The sequence below is a fragment of the Herbaspirillum sp. B65 genome, from assembly GCF_000333555.1.
Lineage (GTDB): Bacteria > Pseudomonadota > Gammaproteobacteria > Burkholderiales > Burkholderiaceae_D > Herbaspirillum > Herbaspirillum rubrisubalbicans.
This window is the reverse complement of record NZ_BADI01001054.1, coordinates 1-4,240: the sequence shown is the minus strand read 5'-3', so window position 1 is coordinate 4,240 and position 4,240 is coordinate 1. Positions and strand designations below refer to the sequence as shown.

The following is a 4,240-nucleotide window of genomic DNA, read 5'->3' as shown; positions in this document are numbered from 1 at the left end:
TGTCCAGACCGGCGGCCACTTGTCCTCCAATCTGGGCACGGTCGAGTTGACCATCGCGCTGCATTACGTCTTCAACACTCCCGAAGACCGCATCGTCTGGGACGTGGGCCATCAGACTTACCCGCACAAGATTCTCACCGGCCGGCGCGAACGCATGGCCACGCTGCGCCAGCAGGAAGGCATCTCGGGCTTCCCGCGCCGCATCGAAAGCCAGTACGACACCTTCGGCACCGCGCATTCCTCGACCTCGATCTCGGCTGCGCTGGGCATGGCCCTGGCCGCCAAGACGCAAGGTTCGGAGCGGCACGCCATCGCCGTCATCGGCGACGGCGCCATGACGGCCGGCATGGCCTTCGAAGCGCTCAACAATGCGGGCGTGCATGAGGATGTGAAGCTGCTGGTCATCCTCAACGACAACGACATGTCGATCTCGCCGCCGACTGGATGCGACGCGATACCAAGCCCGAAGACAAGGTGGCCGGACGTGGTATCGGCAAGATCGATCCGCAATTGAAACCCGATGCGGTCAATGGCCAGCGCGTCTATACCGCCCAGTGCGCCTTGTGTCATGGTGATCAAGGTGAAGGCGTGAAGAATCAGGCCGGCCAGTGGGTCTACCCACCGCTGTGGGGCGATCAGTCCTTCAACATCGGTGCCGGCATGGCGCGGACCTATACGGCGGCCGCCTTCGTCAAGCGCAATATGCCCATCGCCTTGCACGATCACTTCCCGCTGGGTCAGGGTGGATTGTCGGATCAGGATGCGCTGGACGTGGCAGAGTTCTTTACGCACCAGCCGCGCCCGGACTTCGCTGCCAAGGTCAAGGACTGGCCGCTGGGCAAGAAGCCGGCCGATGCGCGATATTGAAAGCGCAGGCTATGCCTGGGGGGCATGGGGAAAATGCAGCCGGCATTCGGCCCCTGCGCCATCGCTGCGGTTGCCCAGGCTGATGCTGGCGCCATAGCCCTCCAGCACGGCGCGCACGATGGATAGTCCTAGCCCGGCACCGCTGGTCTGCTGCACTTGCGAGGCGCGCCCACGATAGAAACGCTCGAACAGCAGGCCCATGTCGGTGGCCGCCACGCCCGGCCCGCGGTCGGCCACCACCAGGGTGGCGCCGCTGGCGTCGCTGCTGACGCTGACCTCGATGGCACTATCCGGTGGCGAGAACTTGATGGCGTTATCCAGCAGGTTGTTCAACACCAGCATGGCGGCCCGCTCGCCGATGCGTGCCTGGACCGCTTGCGGCGCCTGCAGGACCAGGCGGATGCGGCGCGCCTCGGCCACGCCCTGCCAGCGGGCCAGGGCTTCGCGCACCAGGGCATCCAGGCCAATGCACTCCAGGCTGCGCCCCTCTTGCCCCGCATCCAGCCGCGCCAGTTGCAGCAATTCCTCGACCATGCTGGTGAGCCCGCCCACTTCATCCAGGCAGGATTGCAGGGTCGCCACATAATCCTGTGCCGAACGCGGGCGGCGCAGGGCCAGTTCGATCTCGGTGCGCAGGCGTGACAAGGGCGAGCGAATCTCGTGGGCGGCGTTGGCGGTGAAATTGCGTTGCAGCTCGAAGGCCCGCTCCAGCCGCGCCAGCATGGAATTGAGGGTGTCCACCAGATGCCCGATTTCATCGTCGCTGTCGGGGTCGGCCAGGCGTTCGCCGAGATTGGCGTCGCTGATGCGCCGCGCCTGGGCCGCAACGCGATCGACGGTGCCGAACAGGCGCTTGGTCAGCAAGGCACTGGCCGCTGCCAGGGCCACCAGCAGCGCCACTGCCAGCCCGGCGAAGAGCAAGGCGGCCGAGCCCAGGATATGGTCGGCATCGTCCAGGGAACCGGCCACCAGTACCGCGTACCGCTGCTGGCCCAGGCGCACCGGCACCGAGACCATGCGCAGCGGTTCTTCGCTGGCATGGGGCAAGGTCTCGAAGACGGTCTGTCCCTGGGCCAATCGCTTGAGCAGGCTGACCGAGACCGGCAGCGTACCGGCGCCGAGGTTGTTGCTGCGCCCGAGGATGTGACCATCGGCATCAATGATCTGCACCAGTCGATCCAACCGCACCAGCGACGGCGGCGCAGTACCCGGACTGGGTTCATGGACGTGGATCGAGGGGTCGCGCCCTTCGGCGATCAGGCCGGCCTCGGTCTCGCCCAGCGCCAGCAGCGCCGCATCCAGTTGCCCTCGCACTGATTGCGACAACAGCCACCAGCCGGTGGCGGCGGCGCAGGTGACGATCATCACCACCGCCATCAGGTGCACCAGCAACAGACGTTTGCGGAATCCCATGATTATTGCTGCCCTTGGCGTCGGATGCAAAAACCCTGACCGCGCAGGGTTTCGATCATGGCCGGACGACCCTCGGTATCGATCTTGCGGCGCAGGTTCTTGATGTGGACGTCGATCAGGTTGTCGATGGCAATGAGGTCGGCGTGCCACACTTGCTCGGCCAGTTGCTGGCGGCTCACCACGTTGCCGGCATGGCGCACCAGCAGCACCAGCACCGCATATTCCTTTTGCGTGAGATCGAGCCGCTGGCCGTCGCGCAACACCTCATGGGCCAACAGGTCGATGCGCAGGTCGGCCAGTTGCAGGTGCATCACCTGGAGCTGGCTGGGACGGCGCAGCAAGGCGTGCAGACGCGCCAGCATTCTTCGAAGGCGAAGGGCTTGGCCAGGTAATCGTCCACACCGGCATGGAGGCCCTCGACCTTTTCTCCCAACGCGTCGCGTGCGGTCAGCATCAGGATCGGCCATTGCACCTGGGCCTGGCGCACGCGCTGGCACAGGGTCAGGCCATCGATGCCGGGCAACATGCGGTCGAAGATGGCCACATCGAAGGCGCTGCCGCGATGGGCCAGCGCCTCTTCGCCGCTGTGCGCCACCACCACCTCGAAGCCCTCTTCCTGCAAGCCCTGGGCCAGCAGCCGTGCGGCTTTCTTGTCATCTTCCACCAGCAGGATATGCATGAAGTCCTGGTCCCATCGATCATCAAAAACGTTATCAGCAAGCCCGCTTCCTGAAGAACAATTCAGAAACTGCTGCATTCGGGCCACCTATCATAGCGAAGTTTTCTGCAGCTCGACAGCACACGCAAGCTGGTGCGGCGAGCGCGAAACGCATCGGCGTTCACGCCACGGGGGGATACCACCCATCCCCATCTCCACGCATCACGCACAGCCCACGGTGCCACCATGAACCACAACATCCTTACGCGCAGGCGCCTGGTCGTCTTGCTCGGCGCAGTCGTCACGCTTGCCCTGACCGTTCGCGGCGTATTGCCGCTCATGGCCAATGAGGTCAAGAGCCCGGTCGCCAGTCCCGTACTCACCCATGAAGGCGAAACCATCGTCATTCCGCCCGCGTCGGCCTTGCGCGATAGTCTGAAGACCGCCTTGATCGAACAGCGCAGCATCGCCATCCCCTTCAGCCTGCCGGCCTCGGTGGAAGCCGATCCGGCACGGCTGGCCAAGATCCTGCCGCCCACCACCGGGCGCATCGTGAGCATCCAGAAACGGCTGGGTGATGCAGTCAAGGCCGGTGATGTGCTCTTCGAGATCGAATCCTCGGACCTGGCCCAGGCCGTGAGCGATGAGCGCAAGGCGCAATCCACGCTGGCCCTCACGCGCCGCAACCTGGAACGCCAGCGCAGCCTGGACCAGGCCAACATCTCCGCGCGACGCGACCTGGAACAGGCGCAAAGCGACTATGAACAAGCCGACAGCGAAGCCGCCCGGGCCCACGCTCGCGTGGCCGCACTGGGCGGTACGGCGGCCTCCGGCGGCTCGGCCAGGCTGGCCGTGCGCGCGCCGGTCAGCGGTCACGTGATTGAGCTCAATGCCGCCGTCGGCAGCTTCTGGAATGACAACACCGCCTCGGTGATGACGGTGGCCGACCTGTCTTCGGTCTATGTCACCGCCAGCGCCCAGGAAAAAGACCTGGCGCGCCTGCACGCCGGCCAGGATGCCGAGATCGCGCTGGACGCCTATCCCGGCCAGCCGCTGCAGGCCAAGGTCAAATCGGTGGGCCAGATGCTGGACCCGGATACCCGTACCGTGAAGGTGCGCATCCTGGTGGCCAATACCGATGACCGGCTCAAGCCCGGCATGTTCGCCCAGGCCATCCTGCGCGAGCAGGCCCATACCGGCCTGCTGGTGCCGATGACGGCGGTGGTGCAAAGCGGCTTTGCCAATCGTGTCTTCGTCGAGGTCGCGCCCTGAAGTTCGAGGCCCGCAAGATCATGCTGGCGC

Annotated in this window: 3 protein-coding genes and 2 pseudogenes; 3 read left to right on the top strand and 2 right to left on the bottom strand. The window is 65.3% G+C overall.

Features of this window, described 5'->3' with window-relative positions:
• The first annotated feature begins 19 nt into the window (after window positions 1-19).
• Both I5W_RS24885 and I5W_RS24880 read left to right on the top strand, forming a co-directional pair.
• The gene (locus tag I5W_RS24885) at window positions 20-514 is read left to right on the top strand and encodes a 1-deoxy-D-xylulose-5-phosphate synthase N-terminal domain-containing protein (RefSeq protein WP_374702156.1); all 495 of its coding nucleotides are present in this window, start codon (window positions 20-22) and stop codon (window positions 512-514) included.
• Window positions 439-867 (top strand): annotated as a pseudogene (locus I5W_RS24880) (c-type cytochrome); the annotation flags it as partial. The gene I5W_RS24885 and the pseudogene I5W_RS24880, both read left to right, overlap by 76 nt.
• Before the next feature lie 9 nt (window positions 868-876).
• On the opposite strand, the gene I5W_RS24875 reads toward I5W_RS24880, so the two are convergent.
• A complete protein-coding gene (locus I5W_RS24875; RefSeq protein WP_044531269.1) occupies window positions 877-2,280 on the bottom strand; it encodes a sensor histidine kinase in 1,404 nt (467 codons plus the stop codon).
• Between the two features lie 2 nt (window positions 2,281-2,282).
• Window positions 2,283-2,959: pseudogene (locus I5W_RS24870) on the bottom strand (response regulator transcription factor).
• Window positions 2,960-3,184: 225 nt separating this feature from the next.
• Between I5W_RS24870 and I5W_RS24865 the strand changes: the two are divergent.
• On the top strand, window positions 3,185-4,210 hold the full coding sequence (locus I5W_RS24865) for an efflux RND transporter periplasmic adaptor subunit (RefSeq protein WP_044531272.1): 1,026 nt from the start codon (window positions 3,185-3,187) through the stop codon (window positions 4,208-4,210).
• The last annotated feature ends 30 nt before the right edge of the window (window positions 4,211-4,240 follow it).